Here is a 25894-nt window from a genome sequence, read left to right on the forward strand (position 1 = left end):
ATTCAAGCGCGCCCTGCCCCCGATTGGAAGGGCCGCCGGCCTGTCAAACGGAACGCGGCCCCTGACACCTGAGAGGCGCGGGGGCCGCGAACGGAGAGCGGATGTAAAGGAGGGCCTCGGAATTCAGCCCAGGCGGCTGCGGCGCAGGCGGCCCAGCAGGGCGAACACCTGCCGCTGCTCCTCGGCGTGGATGGCGCGGCGGATCGCCTCAGGCGAGAGGGGGCGCAGATCGGTGGGACTGCTCACCACCGCCGGTACGGGCGTGTCCTTCTGCTCCTCCAGGTAGGGGGTGCCCCAGCGGCCCCATGTAGCGTCCATATCCCTCACCTTCCTGGTCATGAGCTCAGCCTAGTCATGTCACTCACACAATTCTCTGACGAAACCTGACGGGCTCACGCCGCGCAGGTGGCCTCCACCACGCCGTGGAGGGTGATCTTCGCGCCCACCCCCACGGGGCCCTTGTATGAGAATCACTTCAAGGCCGCCTACACACCTCGCCTCCCCGCCAGGACGGCCAGAGTATCCTCGCGGGCACACAGGCCGCGCCCACCTCAACCCAGGCCGGCCGAAGGGAGACGCGCATGACCATCACGCAAACGGCCGCCTGGAGCGCCCTGCTCGACCACCACCGCGCCCTGGAGGGCACCCACCTGCGCGACCTCTTCGCTCAGGACGCCGCGCGCGGCGAACGCCTGAGCGCCGAGGGCGCGGGCCTGTACCTCGACTACAGCAAGAACCGCGTGACCGACGAGACCCTGACCCTGCTCCTGAACCTCGCGCGTGAAACCGGCGTGGAAGCCAAGCGGGACGCCATGTTCGCGGGCGAGAAGATCAACGTGACCGAGGGGCGGGCCGTGCTGCACACCGCTCTGCGCGCCCCGGCCGGCGCGACTGTCCTCGTGGACGGCCACGACGTCGTCCCCGACGTGCACGAGGTGCTGGGCCGCATGGCGGCCTTCGCGGATCAGGTGCGCGCCGGGACGTGGCTGGGCTACACGGGGCGGCCCCTGAAGAACATCGTCAACATCGGCATCGGCGGCAGCGACCTGGGCCCGGTCATGGCCTACGAGGCCCTCAAGCATTACGCGCAGCGCGACCTGACCCTGCGCTTCGTGTCGAACGTGGACGGCACCGACCTGACCGAGAAGACCCGTGACCTCAACCCGGCCGAGACGCTGGTCATCGTGAGTTCCAAGACCTTCACCACGCAGGAAACCATGGCGAACGCCCGCAGCGCCCGCGCGTGGCTCCTCGCGGCGCTGGGCGACGAGTCGGCCGTCGCGCGGCACTTCGTGGCCGTGTCCACCAACGCCGAGGCGGTCCAGCAGTTCGGGATCGACACCGCCAACATGTTCGGCTTCTGGGACTGGGTGGGCGGCCGGTACTCCATGGACAGCGCCATCGGCCTGAGCCTGATGCTCGCCGTCGGCCCCGCCGGGTTCCACGAGCTGCTTGCCGGCTTCCACGCCATGGACGAGCACTTCCGCACCGCCCCGCTGGAGAGCAACCTGCCCGCCCTGCTGGGCATGCTGGGCATCTGGTACAACAACTTCTTCGGTGCCCAGAGCCACGCCGTGCTGCCCTACGACCAGTACCTCGCGTACTTCCCCGCGTACCTGCAACAGCTCGACATGGAAAGCAACGGCAAACACATCACCCTGGACGGCAGGGCGGTGGACTACCAGACCGGCCCGGTCATCTGGGGGCAGCCCGGCACGAACGGCCAGCACGCCTTCTACCAGCTGATCCACCAGGGCACCAAACTCATCCCCTGCGACTTCATCGGCTTCTGCCAGACCCTCAACCCCCTGCCTCTGGAAGGCGGCGCGCCCCACCACGACCTCCTCATGGCGAACGTATTCGCGCAGACCGAAGCGCTCGCCTTCGGCAAGAGCCTCCAGCAGGTCCTGGACGAGGGCGTCCCCGAAGACCTCGCCCCGCACCGCGTGTTCGACGGCAACCGCCCCACCAACACCATCCTCGCCGACCGCCTCACCCCGCACACGCTGGGCGCACTGATCGCCCTGTACGAACACAAGGTCTTCGTGCAGGGCGCCGTGTGGAACATCAACTCCTTCGACCAGTGGGGCGTCGAACTCGGCAAGGTCCTCGCCGGGAAGATCGTCCCCGAACTGCACGCGCCCGCAGCACCGGAGCTGCGCCACGACAGCAGCACCAACGCCCTGATCCGCCGCTACCGCGCCCGCCGCTGACCCGCACCCACCCCCACCGCCGGAGGCTTCCGTTCGGAGCCTCCGGCGTCTCATATCCCGAAAAGCCCACAGTTTCCAGACGGCGCCGCCTGCTATACATGCCCCTAGATCCCCCTCAACCCCCCGTTCGAAACCCCCCCAGGAGGCGCAGTGCGACTCACGCTGCAACCCACCCCCGAGCAGGCCCACGCCCTGAACGACACCCGCACCCACGTCAGCCGACTCATGAACGGCCTGCTCGTGCAGGCCCGCCGTCACCCCGACACGCCCACCGACGACCTCCTGCACGCCCACCCCGACGCCCCCACCCTGCCCCACGCCACCCGCCGCGCCGCCGCGCAGGCCGCACACAACGCCCGCCACAACACCCGCGGCGGCCTGAAAGGCGAGAGCTACTGGCTCGACGCCCGCAGCCTGCGCCTCAACCCCGACACCGGCCACGTCACCCTCTGGACCCTCCAGGGGCGCCACACCATCCCCACCCGGCTGGGCAACTACCAGCGCCACCTGCTCAAATCCGGCCGCGTCCAGGGCGGCCGCGTCACCCAGGCCCGCAACGGCGACTGGTACGTCAACGTCCAGCTCGACACCCCCGCCGCCCCCACCCGCCCGAAAGCAGGCGCCGATCCCCTGGCCTCCCGCACCGACCAGCTCGAACGGGAGGGGAAATACAGCGACATCGTCCGCCTCCTGCGCCGCCGCACCCTCACCTCGAAACAGAAGGGACAGCTCGCCCTCTCGCTGCTGGAAACCGGGGAGACAGACGCCGCAGAGATCCTTCTGCTGCGCGCGGCGGGTGACCACTATGCCGATGCCCGGATCCACCTGGGACTCAGCCTGCTGGCCGCCATGCGCAGCGATCCTGAAGCCCGGCTGGCTCATGCACGGCGCGGCCTGGATGCCAATCCGGATCAGGTGACGCGCTGGTGGCTGATCTGCTCACAAGCACGCGCTCTGGTGGAGCTTGGCAGCTCATCAGAAGCGCAGGAACTCATGGCCAGCGTCCTGGAGGAGATTCCGGTTTCAGAATTGCGGTCAAGAGCACGCGCGCTGTACTTTGCACAAAATGTGAGCGCGTCCATGGATGATTTTGAGTCCCAGGATCGCTATGCACGTGAAGCTCTGCGCTTATTTGATCTTCTGGGTGGTCATAGTGAAAGCCTGTCACTAAGGATGGACCTGGGATACCGCCTCTTCTTTGAGGGACGCCCGGAAGAATCGCTCAGTATGATTCATGAGGTTTTACGGCGAGCCGAAGAATCAAATGACCACCGCCGCGACACCACACATCTCATCCTGGGAGAGTTGTATCTTTTACAGGAGAAATTTGATACTGCACTTCACCATCTTGATCTCTCGATAGAAACCCAGAGCGTACAGGGGAGCGACCGTCTCAATGTACTGGCCCGAGCATTCAGAGCTGAATGCCTCTGGAGAACCAGCAAAATAGACCTCAATACATTTGAACGCCAGATAGATTCTCTGAATCCAAAACAGGAATTTGATTACATCGCACAGTCTTTCTATTCAGGATTAATCCACACAGAAAATAGGAATTATAATCTTGCCTTGCCAAAATTCGAAGCCGTGATTGATGGTGTGGCCTTATTAGATGGTTTCAGACTACGCGCTCATGCATTCAGGACGTTCTGCCGATGGTCAACCCATGCACCATTGGAGCAAGCCAGCACCGAACTAATCGAAGTGCTGTCCCGCATTGGCGGCGAACTGGCACTCGCCATCGATACAGACCGGCTCGCTCCCCTGTATGCGGCCTTCGCGGAACTTAAACTGGGCGGCGGTGCCGCGCGCCGTCTCGCGCTTCGCGCAAGGCCCGTCTTGAGGGTCACGCTGCTGGGTCAATTCACCCTTACTGTCAACGGCACAGAAGTACCAATCCGACTCAAGAAATCGCGTGAACTCTTAGCTTTCCTGTGTCTGAATGGTTCAGCCACACGCGACCAGTTGATGACCGCTCTTTGGAATGGAGAGATGCGGAGCGAATTGAATTCTTATTTCAAGCAGGCACTTCACGGCCTCCGGCAGGCACTCAAGCCGTTTCTTGGCATTCAAGATCCGCTGCCCTTAGCCGGCGGTGTCTACCGCCTGGCTGAAAAATTCGAAATTCGCTGCGACGCGACAGCCCTCCAAAACTGGCAACAGGCCAGCAGCGCCGTAGATAAACATAGGCTGGCCGACTCCTACCCTGGTGCACTTCTGCCGGAAGCCGAAACTGAATGGGCGACTGAAACACGCGAATTTCTGGAGAATCAATGGCTTGCGCTTGTCATGGCGGTCGGTAGCGAGATTGAAGTGACTGACCCTGTAGCGGCCGCACACCTGTATCTCAAAGCTACCCATCTCAACCCCCTCTTTGAATCAGCCTGGAGCGCAGCTATCACCGCCTATGCGAAAGCCGGGCTCTCACATCTCAGCCAGCACACCAGATCGACCGCAAAACGCGTTCTGAACGGCGAAATCTCTCATTAGCCCAGCTGTAACCGTACGACATTGAAACCAGACCAGACACATTGGCCATCAGTTAACCGGGTATGCGCCACACTGAGCGCAGTCAAAAGGACCGGAGGTTAGAGGATATGAAGAGTGTTCTAGGACGTAGCGTTATTCTTGTCTTGTTCCTTTTTACACAGGTCAAGGCTGCGCCCGATCTCCACGCTGCGTTTGACTGCTGCATCACCGGTCAAGGGCCAGCGACCCTCAAGACTACCAAATAACTTCACCTTCTTCGTTCGCGGTTTTGAGTCGAGCGTCTCCTCCAGCGTCTTCCCGATTCGTTTTCCAGCTCGTCATCTTGTTCGTCTTCTTCAGCGTTTTCTCTTCCGTCTTCTTTCGTTTTCTCTGACTCTGGGGGTTCCGGGCGCGCAGCCGGAACCCCCGGCCGCGTGTGGGGCCGGTCGTGCTCAGCTGGGCATGGTCGGCCCTGCTCTTTCCTGGCTGGCGCGCAGGGCGCTGAGGATGGCGGCGGCGATTTCCTCGACGCTGGCGCTGGTGGTGTCGCGGACAGGAAGGCCGGCACGCTGGAAGAGGCGCTCGGCGCGGCGGACCTCGTGTTCGCACTGTTCGAGGCTGGCGTAGCGGCTGCCGGGTTTGCGCTGAGTGCGGATGGCGTGCAGGCGGCGGGGGTCGATGGTCAGGGCGTGGAGTTTATGCCGGTGCGCTTCGAGCGGCAGGGGCAGGCCGGTGCGCTCGAAGTCGTCCTCGGCCAGGGGGTAGTTGCTGGCGCGGACGCCGTGCTGGAGGGCCAGGAAGAGGCTGGTGGGGGTCTTGCCGGCGCGGGAGACGCCCACCAGGATGACGTCGCTGTGGGCGTACTGTTTGTCGCCGATGCCGTCGTCGGTGGCGAGGGCGAAGTCGAGGGCGTCCATGCGGGAGAGGTAGGCTTCGCTGTCGTGCATGTCGTGGTGCCGGCCGATCTGACGGACGGCGGGCAGGCCGAACTGCCGTTCGAGCACGCTCAGGCCGGGGCCGAGCAGGTCGAAGACCTCGGCGGGGGCGGTCTGGAGTTCGCGCAGGACGTCCGGCTGGGTGACGGTGGTGAAGATGATGGGCTGTTCACCGCGCCCGAACAGGGCCGTGACCTCGCGGCAGACGGCGCGGGCGGCCTGAAGGTCGGCGGTGAAGGGTCGGCGCAGGTAGCGCAGGGGCTGATCGGGGAAGTGGGCCAGGAGGGCGCGGGCCATGTTCTCGGCGGTCAGGCCGGTGTGGTCGCTGACGATCAGGACGGTGCGGGGGTCGGGCATGGGTTCAGCGTGACATGCGCCGCGCGCAGGAGAGGTGTGGTTCAGGCTGATTGGACGGCCGGGTGCGCCTGGGCAGGGCGACGGGAAGCCCGTCAGCGGCGGGGCGGCGCCCCCATCGTTCGTTCACGCTTCGCCGCTCCCCTACCGCCTCATGCTCCTGTCTGGCATGGTGTCAGGCACGCAGGGAGGCATCATGGCGGTCATCGTTCTGTCCAACCGGGAACCCTATGCGCCGCGCACCGGCCCGGACGGCCGCGTCCACTGGACGGCGTCCATCGGCGGTCTCACCACGGCCCTTGATCCCGTCATGCAGCGCGAAGGCGGCACCTGGATCGCCTGGGCCGAGACGCACCCCGAGCTCAGGACCGTGCACCTGCCCGAGGCGCAGCCCCGGTACCGGGTCGAGCGCCTCCCGCTGGCCGAGGACGACGTGCGGCTCTTCTATCACGGCTTCGCCAACGGCGCCCTGTGGCCCATGAGTCACTATTTCCTCGAGCGGGCCCAGTACCGCCGGGAGGAGTGGGACGCGTACCGCCGCGTGAACGAGACGTTCGCGCAGGCCGCGCTGGACTGCGCGCAGGACGGGGACGTGTTCTGGGTGCACGACTACCAGCTGGCCCTGGTGCCGGGGCTGATCCGCCGCGCGCGTCCTGAGGCCCGGATCGGGTTCTTCTGGCATATTCCCTGGCCGGCGCAGGACGTGTTCCGCACGCTGCCGTGGGACCGCGAGCTTCTGGAGGGAGTGCTGGGCGCCGACCTGATCGGCATGCACACTCCCGCGTACACCCGGCATTTCCTGGAGGCGTGCGCGCGCACGCTGGGCGCCGAGACGGACGGGGGCACCGTGCGGGTCGGGGCGCGGACCGTGCAGGTCGAGGCGCGGCCCATCGGCATCGACACGGCGACCTTTGAGACCCTCGCGGCGAATCCGGTCACGGCGGAGCGGGCGCAGCGGCTGCGGGACAACCTGCGCACCCTGATGCTGCTGTGCGTGGACCGCCTGGACTACACCAAGGGCATCCCGGAGCGCCTCGCGGCGTTCAGCAGCTTCCTGGAGTGCCACCCGGCGGCGCGGGGCCGGGTGACGCTCGTGCAGGTGGCCGTGCCGAGCCGCGAGCGGGCCCCGGCCTACCAGCAGCTGCGCACGCAGGTGGAGGGCCTGGTGGGGCGCATCAACGGGCAGTTCAGCCGGGACGGGTGGACGCCCGTGCACTACATCTACCGCGGCCTGGACCGGGAGGAACTGGTGGCCCACTACCGCGCGGCGGACGCCATGCTGGTCACGCCGCTGCGCGACGGGCTGAATCTGGTCGCCAAGGAGTTCGCGGCCAGCAGCCAGGACGGCGTGCTGCTGCTTTCGCGGTTTGCGGGCGCCGTGGATGAGCTGCCCGGCGCGATCGAGGTCAACCCGTATGACGTGGACGGCCTGTCGGCCACGTTGATGAGCGCGCTGCGGATGCCGCTGGAGGAGAAGAAGGCCCGGCTGGCGCAGATGCGGCAGGCCCTGCGGCAGCGTGACCTGCGGGCGTGGACGGCGGACTTCCTGCGGGATCTCGCGGGGGTGGCCGCCCTGCCGGGCCCGCTCGTGCAGCTGGGGGACCGGCCGCTGCTGATCCTGTGCGACTACGACGGGACCCTGGCCCCGATCGCGCGGCTGCCGCGTGACGCCGACCCGCAGCCCGGAGCCCTGCAGGCGCTCTCGGCACTGCTGCACCATCCCCGGCACCGGGTGGCGGTCGTCACGGGGCGGCGCAGCGTGCAGGTTTACGGGTTCCTGCCCCTCCCGGACCTGACGGTGGTGGGGCTGCACGGAATGGAGTGGCCGGGGCAGACGCCGCCGCCACCGCAGCGGGAGGTGCTCGAACGGCTCGCGCGGCAGTTTCCGGCGGCGCGGGGCGTGCGCGTGGAGGACAAGCGCTGGACGGTGGCGGTGCATTACCGCAACGTGGCGCCGGCGGAGCAGGGCGGCGTGGAGCGGTCGCTTGATCAGGTGCCGCTGGAGAGCGGCTGGGAGAGGATTGCCGGGAAGGCCGTGCGGGAGTTCAGGCCCAGCGGGTACGGCAAGGGCCGGGCGGTGCGGGCACTCATGGACGGCGCGCCCGGCTGGTACCCGGTGTTCATCGGCGACGACGCCACGGACGAGGAGGCCTTCGGGGCCGTGAACGCTGCTGGTGGCCTGAGCGTGAAGGTGGGCGCGGGCGAGACGGCCGCGCAGGTGCGGCTGCATGACCCGGCGGCAGTGGTGGCGCTGCTCTCGGCCTGGGCGGACGGAGGCCGTGAAGCGCTGACCCGGGAGCGCGGGGGCCGCGCGGCGCTTAACGGCGTGAATCCCGGCCTTAGTTGACAGAGTTGGTCAACTGCCCTAGAGTCTCCTCCGGCTTCACCGAAGCCACCTTTATCCAGAGTCGGCGCGAGGTCACTGGGCCCCGGACCGCCACAGCAACCAGCCCTCATCACGGCGGGTGCTTTCCAGCCCTGCGCGCCCCAACGATGACCCCGGGCCGCAGATCGGGTAAAGGAAGGGTGCACCTCACTGCAACGCACGATTGCCGTCCCCTTCCCGAGCGACCAGCCCAGGAAGGGGACGTCTGCCGTTCCCTCCGCCCATACCCACCGGAGGTCACCCGTGCCCGACGCGCACGCTCCGGACGTCCTGGCCTTCCAGAACGTCTGCAAAACCTATCCCGGCCAGCCCCGCCCGGCCCTGCACAACCTGACGCTGCGCGTGCCGCGCGGCAGCCGCACCGGCATCATCGGTCGCAGCGGCGCCGGCAAGAGCACCCTGGTGCACCTGCTCAGCGGCCTCGACACGCCCGACGCCGGCGAACTGCGCGTGCGCGGCGAGGTGCTCGGCCCGGCCACGCGCGCCGCGCACCAGGCGCGCACCGGCCTGGTGTTCCAGCAGTTCAACCTCCTCGCGCAGCGGACCGTGCTGCGCAACGTCACCCTGCCCCTCGAACTGCGCGGCGTGCCCCGCGCCCGCCGCGAGGCCCTGGCCCGCGAGCAGCTGGACCTCGTGGGCCTGAGCGAGTACGCCGGCCGCTACCCGGCGCAGCTCAGCGGCGGGCAGAAACAGCGGGTCGGTATCGCCCGCGCGCTCGTCACCGCGCCGGACCTGCTGCTCGCCGACGAGGCCACCAGCGCCCTCGATCCGGAGACGAGCGCCGGCATCCTGAACCTGCTGCTGGACCTGCAACGCGAGCGGGACCTCACCCTGGTGATCGTCACGCACCAGCTTGAGGTCGTGCGGGCCGTGACGACCCACGTGGCCGTCCTCGAAGGCGGGCAGCTCGTGGAGAGCGGCGAGACGGCAGCCGTGCTGCGCGACCCGCACCACGCGGCCACCCGCGCGCTGCTCGACGCCCACCGCCCGCAGGTGACGCTCGCACCCGGCGAGACGCTGCGGCGCGTGACGCTGCCGGACCTGACGGCCGGCACGCTCGCGGCCCTGGCCCGCAGCGGCGCGCGCCTCGTGCAGGCCGAGCCGCACCCGCAGGGCATGGACGTCTGGTTCGCCGCGCCGGCTGCGGAGGCCGCGCCGCAGCCCGGGGCGGTGCCCGCATGAGCTGGGAGGCCCTCTGGCCGCTGCTGGCCCAGGGCACGCTGGACACCCTGTGGATGGTCGTGCCCGCCGCGCTGTGCGCGCAGCTGCTCGGCACGGCGCTGGGCGTGCTCCTCACCCTGACCCGCCCGGGCGGCCTGCACCCACTGCCGCCCCTGTTCCGGACGCTCGACGCGGTCGTCAACGTGGGCCGCAGCCTGCCGTTCATCATCCTGCTGGTCCTGCTGATTCCCTTCACGCGCCTGATCACCGGCACGAGCATCGGCGCCACGGCCGCCATCGTCCCGCTGACCGTCGCGGCCATTCCCTTCGTCGCCCGCCTCGTGGACGGCGCCCTGAAGGACGTTCCGCACGGCGTGGTGGACGCCGCGCGCGCCATGGGCGCCACCACCGCGCAGACCGTCTTCAAGGTGCTGCTGCCTGAAGCGCGGCCCGCCCTGATCCACGCGTTCACCGTCATGTCTGTCAGCCTGATCGGGTACAGCGCCATGGCGGGCGCCATCGGCGGCGGCGGCCTGGGCGACCTCGCCATCCGCTACGGCTACCAGCGCTTCGAGACCGGCGTGATGTTCGCCACCGTCGCCGCGCTGCTCGTGCTCGTGCAGGTCACGCAGTGGGCCGGCGACCGCGCCGCCGCCCGCAGCGACCACCGCTGATCCCCTCACCCCCAAGGAGTCCATCCATGCGCCCTACTGCCCTGCCAGCCCTGCTCGGCGCCCTGCTGCTCACCTCCGCCTCTGCCGGCACCCTGCGCGTGGGCGCCACGCCCGTCCCCGCCGGGGAACTGCTGAGCTTCGTCAAACCCATCCTGGCCAAACAGGGCGTCACGCTGGTCATCCGGGAATTCAGCGACTACGTGCAGCCCAACGTGGCCCTCGGCGAGGGCGCGCTGGACGCCAACCTCTTCCAGCACGTTCCGTACCTGAACGCCTTCCAGCAAAGCCGCCCGCTGAACATCGTGCCGGTGCGCAGGATCTACCTGCCGCCGCTGGGCCTGTACTCGCGCCGCGTCACGCAGGTGACCGAGCTGCGCCGGGGCGCGACCGTCGCCATTCCCAACGACCCCAGCAACGGCGCCCGCGCGCTGCTGCTCCTCGAACGCGCCGGCCTGATCCGCCTCAAGGCCGGCGTGGGCGCCCGCGCCGCCGTGACCGACATCACCAGCAACGTCAAGGGCCTGCGCTTCCGCGAACTGGAAGCCGCGCAGCTGCCGCGCAGCCTCGCGGACGTGGACGCTGCGATCATCAACACCAACTACGCCCTGGAAGTGGGCCTGAACCCCGAACGGGACGCGATCTACCGCGAGGGCGCGAGCAGCCCGTACGTGAACGTCCTGGCCACCACCCGCGACAAGCTCGGCAACCCCGACCTCGCCAAGCTCGCCGCCGCCCTGACCAGCCCCGAAGCGAAAGCGTGGCTGCTCCGGAAGTACGGCGGCAGCGTCATCCCCGCCTTCTGACCCCCACCCCATCCAAGGAGTTCTCACCATGCGCACCCTGATCCTGTCCGCCCTGCTGCTCGCCACGACCGCCGCCGCCGGCACGCTGCGCGTCGGCGCCAGCCCCGTCCCGCACGCCGAGATCCTGAACTTCGTCAAACCGATCCTGGCCAAGCAGGGCGTCACGCTGGTCATCCGCGAATTCAACGACTACGTGCAGCCCAACCTCGCCCTGGCCGACGGCAGCATCGACGTGAACTTCTTCCAGCACGCCCCGTACCTGGGCGCCTTCCAGAAGGACCGCCCGCTGGGTATCGTGGCCGGCGCGACCGTGCACGTGGAACCCATGGGCCTGTACTCCCGCCGCGTGAAGGCCCTGCGCGACCTGAAGACCGGCGCGACCATCGCCATTCCCAACGACCCCAGCAACAGTGGCCGCGCCCTGAAACTCCTCGAACGCGCCGGGCTGATCCGCCTTAAGGCCAGCGTCGGCACCGCCGCGACCGCGCTGGACATCACCAGCAACGTCAAACGCCTGAAGTTCCGCGAGATCGACGCCGCGCAGCTGCCCCGCACCCTCGCGGACGTGGACGCCGCGGTCATCAACACCAACTACGCGCTGAACGCCGGGCTCAACCCGCTCAAGGACGCCCTGACCCTCGAAGGCGCGAGCAGCCCCTACGCGAACCTGCTGGCCGTCAAACCCGCCACGCTGAAGAACCCGGACTACCTCAAGCTCGTGGCCGCGCTGCGCAGCCCCGCCACGCGCACGTTCATCCTGAACACCTACAAGGGCGCGGTCGTTCCCGCGTTCTGAGGACACCCCCGCTCCGGGGCGGCGTCTACAGCCGCTCCGGGACGAGTCCCGAGGTCCGTCCTCCCCTCAGGCGAGGCGCACGGCGGGACTCTGCTCGTAGGTGGGGGGCGCCTCGCGTCCCTCGTGCAGGGCGAGCACGAACGCGCCGAACTGGGTGCTGATCTGGTCGCGGACGGCGCGCCAGCGGTCGAGGCTGCCGCCGCTGGGATCAACGAAGGGGTAGTGGCGCCGGACCGTCCGGCCCGGGTATGCGGGGCAGGCCTCGGCGGCGCTGTCGCAGACCGTCACCACGTAGTCGAAATTCTGCGCGTCCGGGACGTCCCAGAGGGTCTTGCTGGTGTGACCGGACAGGTCCAGGCCCAGTTCGGCCATGACGGTCCTGGCGTCCTCCTTGACCCGGGTGGCCTCGGTACCGGCCGAGTGGACCTCCAGCTCGGCGCCGAGCCGCTGCGCGGCGGCGCGGGTCAGGGCTTCGGCCATCTGCGAGCGGGCCGAGTTGTGGGTGCAGAGAATGAGGACACGGAGCACGCCCGCACGCTAACACACCGAATCGGTTTGATGCGTCAGGGGTGACCGGTCGGGCAGCAGGTCGGTGAGCAGGTGCCCCCCGAGGGTAAACAGCGGCGCCCGCCGCAGGGTGTAATACATGTTCTTGCCCCGCTGCTCAGAGACGATCAGGCCCGCGTCCCTGAGGATGCCCAGGTGGTAGGACACCCTGGACTGCGGCAGCTCCAGCAGGGATTCCAGGTCACAGACGCAGCGTTCGCCCTGCGCCAGATGCCGCACGAGTTCGTAGCGGGTCTCCTGCGCCAGCGCCTTGAGTTGATCCAGCACCGTGGGGTCAGCGAGCGTGGTCACACCTTCAATGTATCAACTGGACTGGTTGCGTGCTGCCATTCCCAGGCACGGCCGACACCGTCCAGCTCCACAGGGCCCGCACCACCGACCCGCTGGCCTCCCGCCCGGCCCATGTACCACCCCCGTTTACCGCCTCCGGGACGGCTCTCAGTCCTCGCCTCGCGGCACAGGTGCCTTTTCTGCGTGGCACCCGGGCCCGGTTCCGGACCGTCACGCCGGGGCGGGCCGCGAACGATCAGGTCGGGGGGGTGGTTCGGGCTGTCTGGACGGCCGAGTCGGGTGTGCCCGGGCGGGTAACGCACCCGGGCGGTCAGGTCAGGTAAGGTGGATCCAGAAAGAAACACTAATTCGCCTCTTTCCAGTCCGCTGGAGCTTCTCAGGAACGGTGAAAAGCAATGGATATGATTCGCGTGCTGGGTACACTAAGGATGACCGACGTGGAGATCGTCGGCGGGAAGAACGCCTCGCTGGGCGAACTCATCCAGGGCCTCGCCGGGGCCGGCGTGCGGGTCCCCGGCGGTTTCGCCACCACCGCCGACGCGTTCCGGCTGTTCCTGCAGGAGAACGGCATCGAGGAGAGCATCAACGCCCGCCTGCACGCCCTCGACGTGAACGACGTCGTGGCGCTGGCGCAGGCGGGCCGCGAGATCCGCGCGCAGGTTGAGGCGGCCACCCTCCCCGCCGCGCTGGAAACGGCCATCCGCGACGCGTACGCCGCCATGACCGCCGAGTCGGGCGGCACCGAGCCGGACGTCGCCGTGCGCTCCAGCGCCACCGCCGAGGACCTGCCCGAGGCGAGCTTCGCGGGGCAGCAGGAGACGTTCCTGAACGTGCGCGGTATTGACGACGTGCTGCGGCACGTGCGGCTGGTGTTCGCCAGCCTGTACAACGACCGCGCCATCAGCTACCGCGTGCACCACGGCTTCGCGCACAGCGAGGTGGCGCTGTCGGCGGGCGTGCAGCGCATGGTCCGCAGCGACCTGGGGGCGTCCGGCGTGGCGTTCACGCTGGACACCGAGAGCGGCTACCGCGACGCGGTCCTCGTGACCAGTTCGTACGGGCTGGGCGAGATGGTCGTGCAGGGCGCCGTGAACCCGGACGAGTTCTTCGTGTACAAACCCGCCCTGAACGCCGGGCGCAAGGCGATCCTGCGCCGCACGCTGGGCAGCAAGCAGAAGCGCATGGAGTACGCCCCGGAAGGTGGCGTGCAGACCGTGGACGTGCCCACCGAGCAGCAGCGGTCGTTCAGCCTCTCGGACGACGACCTGACCGAACTCGCGCGGCAGTGCGTGACCATCGAGAACCACTACGGCCGCCCCATGGACATCGAGTGGGGCAAGGACGGCCGCGACGGCCTGATCTACATCCTCCAGGCACGCCCGGAGACCGTACAGAGCCGCACCGGAAAGACCCTGGAACGCTTCGAACTGACCGGGAAGGGGAGCGTGCTCGTCGAGGGCCGCGCCGTCGGGAACCGCATCGGGGCGGGCGTCGTGCGGGTCGTGCGGGACGTGTCCCAGATGGACAGCGTGCAGGACGGCGACGTGCTCGTCGCGGACATGACCGACCCGGACTGGGAACCCGTCATGAAACGCGCCTCGGCGATCGTCACGAACCGCGGCGGGCGCACCTGCCACGCGGCGATCATCGCCCGCGAACTGGGCATTCCGGCGGTGGTCGGCAGCGGGAACGCCACCCGTGAACTGCGCAGCGGGCAGGAGGTCACGGTGTCCTGCGCCGAGGGCGACACCGGCTTCGTGTACGAGGGCCGCCTCGCGTACCGCGTGAACCGCGTCGAGCTGGGCCACATGCCCGAGGTCGGCATGAAGATCATGATGAACGTCGCCTCGCCCGACCGCGCGTTCTCCTTCGCCGCGCTGCCAAACGAGGGCGTGGGACTCGCCCGCGTGGAGTTCATCTGCTCAAACGTGATCGGCATTCACCCCCGCGCGCTGCTGGACTACCCGGACGTCCCCGACGATGTGAAGGCGCAGATCGAGGAGCGCGCCGCCGGGTACGCCTCGCCCCGCGACTTCTTCCGCGAGAAGCTGGCCGAGGGCGTCGCCAGCATCGCCGCCGCGTTCGCGCCGAAACCCGTGATCGTGCGCCTGAGCGACTTCAAGAGCAACGAGTACGCGCACCTCATCGGCGGCCCGGCCTACGAACCCACCGAGGAGAACCCCATGATCGGCTTCCGGGGCGCGAGCCGCTACCGCTCCCGCGACTTCGCCGCCGCGTTCGCGCTGGAATGCGAGGCGATCAGGTCCGTGCGGGACGACATGGGCCTCACGAACGTGCAGGTCATGATCCCCTTCGTCCGCACCGTCGGCGAGGCCAAGCAGGTCATCGAGATCCTCGCTAGGAACGGCCTGAAACGCGGAGAGAACGGCCTCAAGATCATCATGATGTGCGAGATTCCCAGCAACGCCATCCTCGCCGACCAGTTCCTCGAACACTTCGACGGCTTTTCCATCGGCAGCAACGACCTCACGCAGCTGACCCTGGCGCTGGACCGCGACTCGGGCCTCGTGGCGGACCTGTTCGACGAGCAGAACGAAGCCGTGCTGGCCCTGATGAGTCAGGCGATCCAGGCGGCCAAGCGCGCCGGGAAGTACGTCGGCATCTGCGGCCAGGGCCCCAGCGACCACCCCGCCCTCGCCCAGTGGCTCATGGAACAGGGCATTGACTCGGTCAGCCTCAACCCCGACAGCGTGCTGGGCACGTGGCTGCACCTCGCCGGAGAGACCGTCCCGGCGTAAGCGGACCGTGAGGGGTGGGCGCTGAGGCTGGGGGAGGCCCTCCGCTCGTCGCCCACTCCTTCTGGATCTACAGCAGACCCTGCCTCAGCGCCTGCACGGCGGCCTGGGTGCGGTCGGCGGCGTGGAGTTTCACGAGGATCTCCTGCACGTGGAGTTTCACGGTGCTGACGCTGATGCCCAGGCTGGCGGCGATGTCGCGGTTGCCCTGTCCGTCGGCGATGAGGCGCAGAACCTCGGTCTCGCGCGGGGTGAGGGGTGAGGTCGCGTGGGGCGTGCGGATGCTGCCCAGCACGTGGTGAGCGATCTGCGGGTCGAGGTACGCACTGCCGGACGCGGCGGCGCGGATGCCGAGCAGCAACAGGTCCGGGTCGGCGCTCTTGAGGCAGTAGGCGTGCGCGCCGGACGCCAGCGCGGCCAGCACCTCGTCGCGCAGGTCGTGGGCGGTGAGCATCACCATGCGGACCTGCGGGTAGCGGCGGCCGATCTCGGCGGCGGTCTGGATGCCGTCCATGCCGGGCAGGCCGATGTCGAGCACGGCAACGTGGACGGGTTGCGGCCCGGTCTGGGTGCGGGCCAGGACGTCCAGGGCCTCCTCGCCGCTGCGGGCCTCGGCGGTGACGCGCAGGTCGAGTTCGAGGTTGATGGCGGCGCGCAGGCCGTCGCGGGTGAAGGCATGATCCTCGACGAGCAGGACGTGGGTGGTCACGCGGGGTTCCGGTGAGGGGATGCGGTCATGCGTCCTCCAGGGGCAGGGTGAGGGTGAAGACGCTCTGGGCGCGGGCGGTGCGGGCGTACGTGACGGTCCCGCCGTGGCGTTCGGCGATGCGGCGGGTGAGGTACAGGCCCAGGCCGGTGCCGCCGCCCGCGCCGCCGGAGCGGAAGCGCTGGAAGAGGGAGGGGACGCGCGGCGCGCTGACGCCGGGACCGCTGTCGAGGACGCTGAGGATCGCCTCGCCGTCCGCCCGGGCCAGGGTGACGTGCACGGCGCTGCCGGGTGGGGCGTAGCGGACGGCGTTGTCAAGGAGGTTCTGCACGGCGCGGCGCAGGTCGTGTTTGCGGCCGGGGACGCGCGCGCCGTCCAGGGTGGGTTCGATGGTCACGCCGCGCGCGGCGGCGGTGGACTGGAGCTGCTCGGTGACGTTCAGGACGAGGTCACGCAGCGGCACGCTCTGGAGTTCGCTGTCCTCCTCGCCGCTCTCGTACTTGGCGACGAGCAGCAGCTGATCGGCCAGGGTGAGCAGGGCGGCGTTGGCATCCAGGCCGTTGCGGAGCGTGGCGGCGTAGTCGTCCGGGAGAGGCCCGTAGGCGCCTTTCAGGGCCGAGCGCATGTTCACGGCGTTCGCCATGAGCGGGGTGCGCAGGTCGTGACTGAAGGAGTAGATGAGGTCCTGGAGTAACTCCCCGCGTTCCTGGAGCTGGGCCTGCCGGGCATGCAGGTCGTCGAGCAGGGCGGTGCGGTCGAGGAGTGGCTGGAGGGTCTGCACGGCTTCCGAGAGCTGGTCGGGGGGGCGGCGGGGCGGGTGAGGAGGATCAGGAGTTCCGGGTCGCTGGGGCGGGTGAGGCGGGCCACGTAGGTGTCGCCGCCGCCGACCGCCCATACCTGATCGGGTCTCCCCTGCCCTGGGTCGCGGGTGGCGGGGCGGGCCAGCAGGTCCAGGGGCAGGCGGCGGCCCAGGCTGCCCTCGCCGGGGCCGGTGTAGGCGTGGGGTTCGCGCAGCACGGCGCGGTCGACGCTGCCGATCTCGACAGCGGCCGCGCCGGTCAGGGCCTGGAGGGCGTGGGCGGCGCGCGTGACGAACTGCGCCTGCGTGAGGGGCCCACTGACCGCCTCGATCAGGGCGCGCAGGGCGCGTTCGCGCTGGAGGCGGCGTTCCTCCTCGTGCAGGCGGGCGGCGCGGGTGGCGGCCTCACGCGCGCGCAGGCTCAGGAATCCCACGAGCAGCGCGGCGAGGATGCTCACGGCGCGGTTGCCGAGGTCGGTGGGGGTCGCGCCGTCCCGCGTGGCGTTCACGAGGCCCGCCAGGACGTTCCCGGTGACGGCCAGCGCGGTGAGGTTCACGGTGGCGCGCCGCGTGGCGCCCAGCGCGGCCAGGGCCAGCGGGGCGCTGACCAGGGTGCCGATGACCAGGGACGCCGGGGTGAGGATGTCCGTCAGGACGATGGCGGTGATCAGGCCCGCGCTGGCGGCCAGCAGGCGGCGTTCGCTGCGTTCCGGGGTGGTGGGGGTGGCCGGGTTAGGGGTGGGTGGGGTGGTCATGTGGCGTCTGGCGTTCAGCGTAGGGGCGCGGTGGGCGGCGTGGGGACTGGCCATCTGGCCAGGGGGGTGGGCCGGTCGGAGCATACCGCCCGGGTGGGGGGGCGGCGCAGGCTGGGCGGCATGGACGCACTGCTTCTCATTCTGGTGCTGGCGCTGGGCGCGTATCTGCTGTACGCCCTGGTGAAGGCGGAACGGTTCTGATGGATATCCTGCTCACCTACGGGCTGGCGCTGGCGCTGGCCCTTCCCCTGGGGCTGTTCATGGCCCGGCTGATGGAGGCCCCGGCGCCCCGGGTCACGGCGGGTCTGCTGCGCGCGTGCGGCGTGGACGCCGCGCGGGGCATGTCGTGGCGCGCGTACGTGGGGGCGCTGCTGGGCACGAACGTGATCGTGGGGCTGGTGGCGCTGGCCACGTACCTTTTGCAGGGTGGCCTGCCGCTGAACCCGGACGGCATCGCGAACCTGCGCTGGGACACGGCGGTGCACACGATGGCGTCGTTCATCACGAACACGAACCAGCAGCACTACAGCGGGCAGAGTGGCCTGTCGTACCTGTCGCAGATGCTGGGCATCACGGCGCTGCAGATCTTCACCCCGGCGGTGGGATTCGCAGCGCTGTTCGCGGTGCTGCGCGGGCTGCGCGGGGACGCGCACCTGGGGAACTACTTCCTGGACGTGACGCGCGGCGCGGCGCTGCTGACGGTCTCTTCGGCGGTGCTGGCACTGCTGCTGACGTGGCAGGGCGTGCCGAGCACCTTCGCGGGCGCGCGCACGGCGACGCTGGTGCAGCCTCAGACCGTGGAGGGGCAGGCGGTGACCACGCAGACCATCCCGGTGGGGCCGGTCGCGCCGATGGTGGCGATCAAGCAGCTGGGCACGAACGGGGGCGGCTGGTACGGGCCGAACTCGACGGTGCCGCTGGAGAACCCCACGCCGCTGGCGAACCTGCTGGAGACGGTCAGCATCATCCTGTTCCCGCTGGCGCTGGTCGTGGCGACCGGCCGGTTCCTGCGCCGCCCGCGCTTCGGACTGGTGCTGATGGGCGTCATGAGCGTGCTGTCCGCCGCACTGACGCTGGGCGCGGTGCTCGCCGAGCGGATGCCGAACGCCGCCCTGGCCGGCCTGTCCGCACTGGGCCCGAACATGGAGGGCAAGGAGGTCCGCCTGGGCGCGGACGCGACGGCGCTGTGGGCCGCGCTGACCACGCAGACGAGTAACGGGAGCGTGAACGGCATGCTGGATTCGTTCACGCCGCTGGGCGGGCTGGTGCCGCAGCTGGGCATGTTCCTGAACGACGTGTACGGCGGGATCGGCGTGGGGCCGATCAACATGCTGGTGTTCGTGATCCTGACGGTGTTCGTGGCGGGCCTGATGGTGGGCCGCACGCCGGAACTGTTCGGCCGGAAGATCGAGGCCCCCGAGATCAAACTGGCGTCGCTGATCCTGCTGCTGCAGCCGCTGCTGGTGCTGGGCTTCACGGCGCTGGCCCTGGCGAACCCGGCGGTCACGGCGAACTCGAACCCCGGCTTCCACGGGCTGTCGCAGGTGCTGTACGAGTACAACTCGGCGTTCGCGAACAACGGCAGCGGCTTTGAGGGTCTGGGCGACAACACGCCCTGGTGGAACCTCAGCTGCGCGCTGGTGCTGCTGCTGGCCCGCTTCCTGCCGATCGTGGGGCCGCTGGCGATCGCGGGCCTGCTGGCCGCCAAGCGCGCCGCACCTGAAGGCAGCGGGACGCTGCGGGTGGACACGCCGGTGTTCGCCGGGATGCTCCTGAGCGTGATGCTGCTGCTGCAACTCCTGAACTTCGCCCCGGCGCTGGTGCTGGGCCCGGTGGCGGAACAGATGACCCTGAATACCGTGAAGGACGTGACGAAATGACCGCCGCGCCGCAGAAAACCCCGAAGGGGGGCGTGTTCGCCCCGGCGCTGATGCGCGCCGCGCTGAGGGCCGCCTTCGTGAAACTCGATCCGCGCTTCATGGTGCGCAGCCCGGTGATGTTCGTGGTGCTGCTGGGCGGCGTGCTGACGCTGCTGCTGACCGTGCAGGCCGCCGCGAGCGGGCAGGCGTGGGGCTACCCGGCGGGCGTGACGGTCTGGCTGCTCTTCACGGTGGTGTTCGCGAACTTCGCCGAGGGGCTGGCCGAGGCGCGCGGGAAGGCGCAGGCGGCCACACTCCGCTCGGCGCGCGAGGACACCCCGGCCCGCCGGGTGCTGGACGGCCGCGAGGAGGTCATCCCCAGCACGGGGCTGCGGCGCGGGGACGTGATCGTGGTGCAGGCGGGCGAGATGATTCCCGGCGACGGCGAGGTCATTGAGGGGCTGGCGGCGGTGGACGAGAGCGCCATCACGGGCGAGAGCGCCCCGGTGATCCGCGAGGCGGGGACCGACCACAGCGGCGTGACGGGCGGGACGCGCGTGCTGTCCGACCGGATCGTGGTGCGGGTGACGTCGCAGCCCGGCGAGAGCTTCCTCGACCGCATGATCGCGCTGGTCGAGGGCGCCAGCCGCCAGAAAACCCCCAACGAACTGGCCCTGTCGATCCTGCTGGCCGCGCTGACGCTGGTGTTCCTGATCGTCGTGGCGACCCTGCTGCCCCTGTCGCGGTTCGCGGGGGCGACGGTGGACGTGGTGACGCTCGCAGCGCTGCTCGTGTGCCTGATTCCCACGACGATCGGCGGTCTGCTGCCCGCCATCGGCATCGCAGGCATGGACCGGGCCTTGCAGGCGAACGTGATCGCCAAGAGCGGCAAGGCAGTCGAGGTCGCCGGGGACGTGGACATCCTGCTGCTGGACAAGACCGGCACGATCACCGTCGGCGACCGTCAGGCGACGCGCTTCCTGCCGCTGCCCGGCGTGAGCGGCGAGGAACTGGCGGGCGCGGCGGCGCTGGCCTCGGCGGCGGACCCCACCCCGGAAGGCAAGAGCATCGTGACGCTGGCCCGCACGCAGGGCGTGACGCCCGCCACCCCGGCGGACGCGGCGTTCATCGAGTTCACCGCGCAGACCCGCATGAGCGGCGTGGACGCGGGCGGCGTGAGCATCCGCAAGGGCGCCGCCGACCGCATCACCCGCCTGGCCCGCGAGCGGGGCGGCAGCGTCCCCACCGAACTGTCCCCGCTGGTGGACGAGGTGGCGCGCGCGGGTGGCACGCCCCTCGTGGTGCTCCAGGACGAGCGGGTGCTGGGCGTGGTGGCCCTGTCGGACGTGGTGAAGCCCGGCATGCGGGAACGCTTCGAGCAGCTGCGCCGCATGGGACTGCGCACCGTGATGATCACCGGGGACAACCCCCTGACCGCCGAGGCGATCGCCCGCGAGGCCGGCGTGGACGGCTTCCTGGCGGAGGCGACGCCCGAGGACAAGCTCGCCATGATCCGCGAGGAGCAGCGCGGCGGGAAGCTGGTCGCCATGATGGGCGACGGCACGAACGACGCGCCCGCCCTGGCGCAGGCGGACGTGGGCCTCGCCATGCAGAGCGGCACCCAGGCGGCCAAGGAAGCGGCGAACATGATCGACCTGGACTCCGACCCCACCAAGCTGATTGAGGTCGTGGAGATCGGCAAGGGCCTGCTGATGACGCGCGGCGCGCTGACGACCTTCTCGATCGCGAACGACGTCGCGAAGTACTTCGCGATCCTGCCCGCGCTGTTCGCCACGCAGATTCCCGCGCTGGCCCCGCTGAACGTGATGGACCTGCGCAGCCCGCAGAGCGCGATCCTGTCCGCTGTGATCTTCAACGCGCTGGTGATTCCGGCGCTGATTCCGGTGGCGCTGCGCGGCGTGCGTTACTCGCCCGGCAGTGCCGACGCGCTGCTGGCCCGCAACCTGCTCATCTACGGGCTGGGCGGCGTGCTCGTGCCGTTCGTGGGCATCAAGCTCATCGACGTGCTCCTCGGGCTGATAGGCGCCTAAGCACTCCCTCCCGGCGAGGTCCGGGGGACTGGCCCCCACCTCGCCCCCCACAAAGAGGTTTCATCATGACCCTGAACGACATGCCCTCCCCTGCCCTTCCTGAATCGGCCCTTCCCCAACCGACCCTGCCTGACGCGCCCCAGCCGGGGTGGAGTGCGTGGCTGCGCTTCTCGGCGCTGTGGCTGGTGCTGGGCGGCCTCGCGTACCCGGCGGTGACAACCGCGCTGGGCGGCGCGCTGTTTCCCGCGCAGGCGACCGGTTCCCTGATCCGCGACCGCGGCCGGGTGGTCGGCTCGGCACTGATCGGGCAGCCCTTCACGGGGGGCCGCTACTTCATCGGGCGGCCCAGCGCCGCCGGGAACGGCTACGACCCGGTGAACGCGTCAGGCAGCAACCTCGCCGTGAGCAACCCGGCGCTGCGGGAGCGCGTGCAGGCCCAGGCGCAGACGATCGCCGCGCGGGAGAACATCCCCGTCACGCAGATTCCGGTGGATCTGCTCACCGCGAGCGGCAGTGGCCTCGACCCGCACGTGTCCCCGGCGGGGGCGGCGGTGCAGGTGGCGCGGGTGGCGCGCGCGCGCGGCCTGACGGACGCGCAGGTGCAGGCGCTGGTCCGTGACCACACCGAGCGGGGCGTGCTGGGCCTGGGACAACCCGGCGTGAACGTGCTGGAACTGAACCTCGCCCTGGACCGGCTGGGACGGTGAGCCGTCACGCCGCCTGAACCCGAGCGGCTGGCGATGCCCGGCGCCGCCCGCCCCGTGCGGGGTCGGCACCGGGTGTTCGTGGGCATGGCGGCGGGGGTCGGGAAGACCACCCGCGCGCTCAGTGAACTACGCGACCGCCTAGCGCGCGGCGAGGACGCCCTGATCGGCGTGCTGGAAACGCACGGGCGGGCGTTCACGCAGGCGGCCGCGGCGGGCCTGCCGGTCTTCCCGCGGCTGGAGGTCGTGCGGGGCGGCGTGACGCTGGGTGAACTGGACGTGGCGGGCCTGATCGCGCGCCGTCCGGACGCGGTGCTCGTGGATGAACTGGCGCACTCGAACGCGCCGGGCAGCGCGCGGGAGAAACGCTGGATGGACGTCGAGGCCCTGCTGGACGCGGGCGTGAACGTGCTGTCCACCGTGAACGTCCAGCACCTGGAGTCCCTGCACGACACGGTGGCACGCCTGACCGGCGTGCGCGTCCGCGAGCGCATCCCGGACGCCGTACTGCGCGGCGCGGACGAACTGGTGCTCGTGGACCTGACGCCCGCCGACCTGCGCGAGCGGGTGCGGTCCGGCGCGGTGTACGGCGCGGAGCGGGCCGAGCACGCCCTGACGAACTTCTTCACGCTGCCGAACCTGACGGCGCTGCGGGAACTGGCGCTGCGGCAGGTGGCGCAGGTCGTCGAGCAGGGCGCGGCCGGTCTCGCGGCAGGCCTGGGCGTGCAGGAACGCGTGGTGGTCGCCGTGGCCGCCGAGGAGACCGGCGCGCGCCTGATCCGCCGCGGCGGGCAGCTCGCGCAGCGCCTGCACGCCGACCTTCAGGTCGTGACCGTGCGGTCCGGGCGGATCAGTGCCGAGCGCGCGCGGCTGCTCGACACCTTCCGTGCGGTCACGGTCGCGCTGGGCGGCGAGTTCATCGTGCTCGACCCGGCGGGCGGCGTGGCGGCCACCCTGATCCGGCACGTGCGGGCCGCGCAGGCCACGCAGGTCGTGCTGGGCGAGAGCAGCCGCTCCCGCTGGGAGGAAGTCCTGCGCGGGGACATCATCCGCTCGGTGCTGCGGCAGACCCGCAACGTGGACGTGTACGTCATCACCCGCGAGTAGGGGCCACTTGTACAAAGGCAGCGGCCCGCCGTGACAGCGGGCCGGGCGGTCTTCTGTCACGGGGCCGGGCGGGCCCGGCAGACCGCGCGGGGCCCACCCGGGTTCTGCCCGTGGCCCCGCGCGGCGCTCAGAGGGGGCTGAAGACGAACTTGTCGCAGCTGCCGCTGCGCAGCACGCTCTCGGTCTGCTCTCCCAGGAAGGTCTGGCCGGTGATGGCTTCCAGCGCACCCCACACGGCGCCCAGCGTGAAGGTGCAGCGGCGGTCGCTGCCCGGCGCCTCCCCGGCGGAGCAGACGGTGTCCTGCGTCTCGATCACGATGTTCTCGCCATCCGTGTACGAGCGGGTCACGGCGGCCAGGCGGGTGCCGTCCCGGCCGATGGCGGCGTTCAGCAGCCCGGCGATCTGTTCCGTGGGCGGATTGCTGCCGGTCAGGCCGAGGTCCCGCGCGAGGGTGTGGCCGCGCACCTTCCCAGCGCGCGTGAAGACGACCGCGGCCCCGTCGCGGCCGAGGGTATCCTCGACCCCGATGATCACGGCCTTGAAGCAGACGATTGAACTGAAGTCCCCGAGCTGGGGGCGTAGGGTGGACAGCGTGGCAGTCATGACGTTCCTCCTGGAATAGCGGGTGGCGAGCAGCTCGCGGAGTTCGGCGGGCAGGTCCATCCGGGCGGCGGGCGGGGCAGGCGACCGGGTTACAGGGTGCCGGCGACGCGCTCGGCGGCGTCACGGGCTTCCATGTGCAGCAGGCCCAGGTTCACCCCGGGCGGGGTGACGACCGCGAGCACGCCCTTGTGCCCGGCGGCGTAGATGAACACCTGTCCGCTCTGACCGCCGATCCCCATGTCGGTCAGGGTGCCGGAGCCGAGGGTGTCGTTGATGCGTTTGCCCAGCCCCAGGGCGGTGGCGGCCATGGCGGCCACGCGGTTGGCGTCGGCGCCGTCGCCCATGGACTGCGCGATGGGCAGGCCGTCGACGGTGGCGACCAGGACGCCGCGCAGTTCGGGCATGGCGCCGCGCAGGTCGCTGAGGATGACGTTGAGGCGGTCTTGCTTGCTGAGGGTTGCGGTCATGGTGGGCTCCTTGTGGGGATCGTCAGGACGACTGGGGCTGAAGGGTGAGTTCCAGCAGGCGGATGAGCACCCGGCGGGCGGCACCGGGTTCGGTGGCGTTCAGGCCGGTCACGTGGGGGGCGGGCAGGTCGAAGTACAGGGCGACGTCGCCGGGCGTCCAGACGCGCGGCTGATCCTGGCGGGTCACGCCGATCAGGAACGGCACCGCGACGCGGCTGGTGATGAATTCCAGGATGTTGCGGGCGTGGGCGAAGTCCTGAGGGCGGTCACCGGCCACGAGCAGTACGAGGCCCAGGTCGCCCTCGCACAGCACCTCCCACATGAAGTTGAAGCGTTCCTGGCCGGGTGTGCCGTACAGATGGACGGCCTGTCCGTCGAGGGTCAGGGTGCCGAAGTCGAAGGCGACGGTGGTGTGGCGCTTGCCGATGTCCTCGCTGGCTTCCGCCTCGGTGGCGATGACGGGCGTTTCCGAGAGGGTCTGCACGAAGGTGGTCTTCCCGGCGCCGACCGGGCCGGCCACCACGAGTTTCAGCGGGGCCTGCGGGGGCGTCACGCGCGCACTCCGGTGAGGCGGCGCAGCGCCCCGAGCAGCCGGCTGATGAGTGGGGCCGGCGCGGCGGCACCCGCGCCCGCGGCGGGCGTGAGCTCCCACACCGGAAGGCCCGGGGTGGGGGCGTCGGCCACGCCGCTCCGCCGGACGGGCGTGACGAGCTCCGCGGCCCGCAGGTGGTGCAGCGTGACCCGCACGTCGCGTTCGGCCTGCCCGGTCAGCCGGCTCAGTTCAGCCGCGCTGGCGCCCTGCCGCAGATGGGGCGCGAGGGAAGCCCAGCGGGCCTGGAGTGCGGTCGGGACGGGCGCGCCGGTGGCCGAAACCTGGAAGCGGGTCTCCGGGTGAGGCAGCTGCGCTTCCGGAACAGCGGTGGCGGTGAACGTCTGAAGCGTCTCCAGCAGCGGCACGACGTAGAGGGTCGGTTCGGCGGAGGTCAGGACGCGGGCCTGGAACTCGAATTCACCCTGGGGCCGGGCGCTCACGGCGCGCAGGATGTCGCCGGCCTGCGCGGGCGTGGGCACCGGAAATCCGTTGACGTACAGCGCGAGAAGCTGCCCGCGCATCAGGGTGAGTTCCAGGGTGCGGCCCTGGTAGGCTTCGTGAAGGTAGAGGCTGCCGGTCTGAGGTCTGAGCACCTTCGCCAGATCGGTGAAGGCATGGTGTGCGAGGTCACCGAAGAGGGCCATATCAACTCCTTTCCGTGAGAGAACCTGTGCGGGTTGTCGGAAGCCGGGCACCTGCGGGCGCAGTGGCGTGACCGGTTCCGTTGCTGTAGTTGTCTCACGGGTCAATTGAAGAATTTCTTACATACGCCGTGAGCTGATCCCCAATTCGTGGAGCGGTCAGCCGGCCTGTCCACCGGCCGGGCGCGGCCCCCAGCCACCGCA

The 25894-nt window shown here is 69.9% G+C and carries 24 protein-coding genes; 13 read left to right on the forward strand and 11 right to left on the reverse strand.

Going from position 1 to position 25894, the window contains the following annotated elements; translation table 11 throughout:
• Nucleotides 1-123: 123 nt before the first annotated feature.
• Nucleotides 124-339 (reverse strand): hypothetical protein, encoded by a 216-nt coding sequence (locus AUC44_RS11115; RefSeq protein WP_155299390.1) that lies wholly within the window; start codon nucleotides 337-339, stop codon nucleotides 124-126.
• Nucleotides 340-581: 242 nt separating this feature from the next.
• On the opposite strand from AUC44_RS11115, the gene pgi reads away from it, so the two are divergent.
• Both pgi and AUC44_RS16570 read left to right on the forward strand, forming a co-directional pair.
• Nucleotides 582-2213 carry a glucose-6-phosphate isomerase gene (gene pgi / locus AUC44_RS11120; RefSeq protein WP_062158685.1) on the forward strand — a complete coding sequence of 544 codons (1632 nt, stop codon included), beginning with the start codon at nucleotides 582-584 and terminating at the stop codon, nucleotides 2211-2213.
• 150 nt (nucleotides 2214-2363) lie between these two features.
• Nucleotides 2364-4703: an AfsR/SARP family transcriptional regulator gene (locus tag AUC44_RS16570; protein WP_157445323.1), complete on the forward strand. Its 2340-nt coding sequence runs from the start codon at nucleotides 2364-2366 to the stop codon at nucleotides 4701-4703.
• Nucleotides 4704-5134: 431 nt separating this feature from the next.
• Here AUC44_RS16570 and AUC44_RS11130 read toward each other — a convergent pair whose 3' ends face one another.
• The gene (locus tag AUC44_RS11130) at nucleotides 5135-5974 is read right to left on the reverse strand and encodes a pyruvate, water dikinase regulatory protein (RefSeq protein ID WP_062158687.1); all 840 of its coding nucleotides are present in this window, start codon (nucleotides 5972-5974) and stop codon (nucleotides 5135-5137) included.
• Between the two features lie 193 nt (nucleotides 5975-6167).
• On the opposite strand from AUC44_RS11130, the gene AUC44_RS16230 reads away from it, so the two are divergent.
• From AUC44_RS16230 to AUC44_RS11155, 5 genes are all read left to right on the forward strand, one after another.
• The gene (locus tag AUC44_RS16230; RefSeq protein ID WP_157445324.1) at nucleotides 6168-8318 is read left to right on the forward strand and encodes a bifunctional alpha,alpha-trehalose-phosphate synthase (UDP-forming)/trehalose-phosphatase; all 2151 of its coding nucleotides are present in this window, start codon (nucleotides 6168-6170) and stop codon (nucleotides 8316-8318) included.
• 282 nt (nucleotides 8319-8600) lie between these two features.
• The gene (locus AUC44_RS11140; RefSeq protein ID WP_082689040.1) at nucleotides 8601-9539 is read left to right on the forward strand and encodes a methionine ABC transporter ATP-binding protein; all 939 of its coding nucleotides are present in this window, start codon (nucleotides 8601-8603) and stop codon (nucleotides 9537-9539) included.
• The gene (locus tag AUC44_RS11145) at nucleotides 9536-10192 is read left to right on the forward strand and encodes a methionine ABC transporter permease (protein WP_062158688.1); all 657 of its coding nucleotides are present in this window, start codon (nucleotides 9536-9538) and stop codon (nucleotides 10190-10192) included. The genes AUC44_RS11140 and AUC44_RS11145 overlap by 4 nt, the downstream gene beginning before the upstream one ends.
• 26 nt (nucleotides 10193-10218) lie before the next feature.
• A complete protein-coding gene (locus tag AUC44_RS11150) occupies nucleotides 10219-10995 on the forward strand; it encodes a MetQ/NlpA family ABC transporter substrate-binding protein (RefSeq protein WP_062158689.1) in 777 nt (258 codons plus the stop codon).
• 28 nt (nucleotides 10996-11023) lie between these two features.
• Entirely contained in the window at nucleotides 11024-11791 is a 768-nt protein-coding gene (locus tag AUC44_RS11155; protein ID WP_062158690.1) for a MetQ/NlpA family ABC transporter substrate-binding protein, read from the forward strand.
• A 66-nt stretch (nucleotides 11792-11857) separates the two neighbouring features.
• Here AUC44_RS11155 and AUC44_RS11160 read toward each other — a convergent pair whose 3' ends face one another.
• Complete coding sequence (locus AUC44_RS11160; protein WP_062158691.1) at nucleotides 11858-12319, reverse strand: arsenate reductase ArsC; 462 nt, start codon at nucleotides 12317-12319, stop codon at nucleotides 11858-11860.
• 9 nt (nucleotides 12320-12328) lie between these two features.
• A complete protein-coding gene (locus AUC44_RS11165) occupies nucleotides 12329-12649 on the reverse strand; it encodes an ArsR/SmtB family transcription factor (protein WP_062158692.1) in 321 nt (106 codons plus the stop codon).
• A 395-nt stretch (nucleotides 12650-13044) separates the two neighbouring features.
• Here AUC44_RS11165 and ppsA point away from each other — a divergent pair, with 395 nt between their 5' ends.
• On the forward strand, nucleotides 13045-15408 hold the full coding sequence (gene ppsA / locus AUC44_RS11170) for a phosphoenolpyruvate synthase (protein WP_062158693.1): 2364 nt from the start codon (nucleotides 13045-13047) through the stop codon (nucleotides 15406-15408).
• 67 nt (nucleotides 15409-15475) lie between these two features.
• Here the strand turns inward: ppsA and AUC44_RS11175 are convergent, their stop codons facing one another.
• The 3 genes from AUC44_RS11175 to AUC44_RS17085 are packed head-to-tail and all read right to left on the reverse strand — an operon-like array spanning nucleotide 15476 to nucleotide 17719.
• The gene (locus AUC44_RS11175) at nucleotides 15476-16114 is read right to left on the reverse strand and encodes a response regulator (RefSeq protein ID WP_062158694.1); all 639 of its coding nucleotides are present in this window, start codon (nucleotides 16112-16114) and stop codon (nucleotides 15476-15478) included.
• A gap of 25 nt (nucleotides 16115-16139) precedes the next feature.
• Entirely contained in the window at nucleotides 16140-16754 is a 615-nt protein-coding gene (locus tag AUC44_RS17080) for a sensor histidine kinase (protein ID WP_062158695.1), read from the reverse strand.
• On the reverse strand, nucleotides 16739-17719 hold the full coding sequence (locus tag AUC44_RS17085; protein ID WP_062158696.1) for a hypothetical protein: 981 nt from the start codon (nucleotides 17717-17719) through the stop codon (nucleotides 16739-16741). The genes AUC44_RS17080 and AUC44_RS17085 overlap by 16 nt, the downstream gene beginning before the upstream one ends.
• A 66-nt stretch (nucleotides 17720-17785) precedes the next feature.
• Here AUC44_RS17085 and kdpF point away from each other — a divergent pair, with 66 nt between their 5' ends.
• The 5 genes from kdpF (at nucleotide 17786) to AUC44_RS11205 (ending at nucleotide 23386) form a co-directional block, all read left to right on the forward strand.
• The gene (gene kdpF / locus AUC44_RS17370; protein ID WP_081424716.1) at nucleotides 17786-17866 is read left to right on the forward strand and encodes a K(+)-transporting ATPase subunit F; all 81 of its coding nucleotides are present in this window, start codon (nucleotides 17786-17788) and stop codon (nucleotides 17864-17866) included.
• A complete protein-coding gene (gene kdpA / locus AUC44_RS11190) occupies nucleotides 17866-19545 on the forward strand; it encodes a potassium-transporting ATPase subunit KdpA (protein WP_157445325.1) in 1680 nt (559 codons plus the stop codon). The genes kdpF and kdpA overlap by 1 nt, the downstream gene beginning before the upstream one ends.
• Complete coding sequence (gene kdpB / locus AUC44_RS11195) at nucleotides 19542-21575, forward strand: potassium-transporting ATPase subunit KdpB (protein WP_062158698.1); 2034 nt, start codon at nucleotides 19542-19544, stop codon at nucleotides 21573-21575. The genes kdpA and kdpB overlap by 4 nt, the downstream gene beginning before the upstream one ends.
• Nucleotides 21576-21640: 65 nt before the next feature.
• The gene (gene kdpC, locus AUC44_RS11200) at nucleotides 21641-22282 is read left to right on the forward strand and encodes a potassium-transporting ATPase subunit KdpC (protein ID WP_231724425.1); all 642 of its coding nucleotides are present in this window, start codon (nucleotides 21641-21643) and stop codon (nucleotides 22280-22282) included.
• A 33-nt stretch (nucleotides 22283-22315) separates the two neighbouring features.
• On the forward strand, nucleotides 22316-23386 hold the full coding sequence (locus tag AUC44_RS11205; protein WP_062158699.1) for a histidine kinase: 1071 nt from the start codon (nucleotides 22316-22318) through the stop codon (nucleotides 23384-23386).
• A gap of 127 nt (nucleotides 23387-23513) precedes the next feature.
• Here the strand turns inward: AUC44_RS11205 and AUC44_RS11210 are convergent, their stop codons facing one another.
• The 4 genes from AUC44_RS11210 to AUC44_RS11225 form a co-directional block, all read right to left on the reverse strand.
• Entirely contained in the window at nucleotides 23514-23990 is a 477-nt protein-coding gene (locus tag AUC44_RS11210) for a hypothetical protein (protein ID WP_062159810.1), read from the reverse strand.
• 89 nt (nucleotides 23991-24079) lie between these two features.
• On the reverse strand, nucleotides 24080-24457 hold the full coding sequence (locus AUC44_RS11215; RefSeq protein ID WP_062158700.1) for a roadblock/LC7 domain-containing protein: 378 nt from the start codon (nucleotides 24455-24457) through the stop codon (nucleotides 24080-24082).
• A gap of 22 nt (nucleotides 24458-24479) precedes the next feature.
• Nucleotides 24480-25010, reverse strand: a complete 531-nt coding sequence (locus AUC44_RS11220; RefSeq protein WP_062158701.1) for a GTP-binding protein — start codon at nucleotides 25008-25010, stop codon at nucleotides 24480-24482.
• The gene (locus tag AUC44_RS11225) at nucleotides 25007-25693 is read right to left on the reverse strand and encodes a hypothetical protein (protein WP_062158702.1); all 687 of its coding nucleotides are present in this window, start codon (nucleotides 25691-25693) and stop codon (nucleotides 25007-25009) included. The genes AUC44_RS11220 and AUC44_RS11225 overlap by 4 nt, the downstream gene beginning before the upstream one ends.
• Nucleotides 25694-25894: the final 201 nt, after the last annotated feature.

The sequence above is a fragment of the Deinococcus actinosclerus genome, assembly GCF_001507665.1.
Classification (GTDB): domain Bacteria; phylum Deinococcota; class Deinococci; order Deinococcales; family Deinococcaceae; genus Deinococcus; species Deinococcus actinosclerus.

Excerpts from the sequence above, each read along its gene's own strand:
- AUC44_RS11205 (WP_062158699.1), top strand. The coding sequence starts at position 22,316 with ATGCCCGGCGCCGCCCGCCCCGTGCGGGGTCGGCACCGGGTGTTCGTG.
- AUC44_RS16230 (WP_157445324.1), top strand. The coding sequence starts at position 6,168 with ATGGCGGTCATCGTTCTGTCCAACCGGGAACCCTATGCGCCGCGCACC.
- AUC44_RS11150 (WP_062158689.1), top strand. The coding sequence starts at position 10,219 with ATGCGCCCTACTGCCCTGCCAGCCCTGCTCGGCGCCCTGCTGCTCACC.
- AUC44_RS11225 (WP_062158702.1), bottom strand. The coding sequence starts at position 25,693 with ATGGCCCTCTTCGGTGACCTCGCACACCATGCCTTCACCGATCTGGCG.
- AUC44_RS11130 (WP_062158687.1), bottom strand. The coding sequence starts at position 5,974 with ATGCCCGACCCCCGCACCGTCCTGATCGTCAGCGACCACACCGGCCTG.
- kdpF (WP_081424716.1), top strand. The coding sequence starts at position 17,786 with ATGGACGCACTGCTTCTCATTCTGGTGCTGGCGCTGGGCGCGTATCTG.
- AUC44_RS11210 (WP_062159810.1), bottom strand. The coding sequence starts at position 23,990 with ATGACTGCCACGCTGTCCACCCTACGCCCCCAGCTCGGGGACTTCAGT.
- AUC44_RS11215 (WP_062158700.1), bottom strand. The coding sequence starts at position 24,457 with ATGACCGCAACCCTCAGCAAGCAAGACCGCCTCAACGTCATCCTCAGC.
- pgi (WP_062158685.1), top strand. The coding sequence starts at position 582 with ATGACCATCACGCAAACGGCCGCCTGGAGCGCCCTGCTCGACCACCAC.
- kdpA (WP_157445325.1), top strand. The coding sequence starts at position 17,866 with ATGGATATCCTGCTCACCTACGGGCTGGCGCTGGCGCTGGCCCTTCCC.
- ppsA (WP_062158693.1), top strand. The coding sequence starts at position 13,045 with ATGGATATGATTCGCGTGCTGGGTACACTAAGGATGACCGACGTGGAG.
- AUC44_RS17085 (WP_062158696.1), bottom strand. The coding sequence starts at position 17,719 with ATGGCCAGTCCCCACGCCGCCCACCGCGCCCCTACGCTGAACGCCAGA.
- AUC44_RS11155 (WP_062158690.1), top strand. The coding sequence starts at position 11,024 with ATGCGCACCCTGATCCTGTCCGCCCTGCTGCTCGCCACGACCGCCGCC.
- AUC44_RS11145 (WP_062158688.1), top strand. The coding sequence starts at position 9,536 with ATGAGCTGGGAGGCCCTCTGGCCGCTGCTGGCCCAGGGCACGCTGGAC.
- kdpB (WP_062158698.1), top strand. The coding sequence starts at position 19,542 with ATGACCGCCGCGCCGCAGAAAACCCCGAAGGGGGGCGTGTTCGCCCCG.
- kdpC (WP_231724425.1), top strand. The coding sequence starts at position 21,641 with ATGACCCTGAACGACATGCCCTCCCCTGCCCTTCCTGAATCGGCCCTT.
- AUC44_RS17080 (WP_062158695.1), bottom strand. The coding sequence starts at position 16,754 with ATGGCGAACGCCGTGAACATGCGCTCGGCCCTGAAAGGCGCCTACGGG.
- AUC44_RS11115 (WP_155299390.1), bottom strand. The coding sequence starts at position 339 with ATGACCAGGAAGGTGAGGGATATGGACGCTACATGGGGCCGCTGGGGC.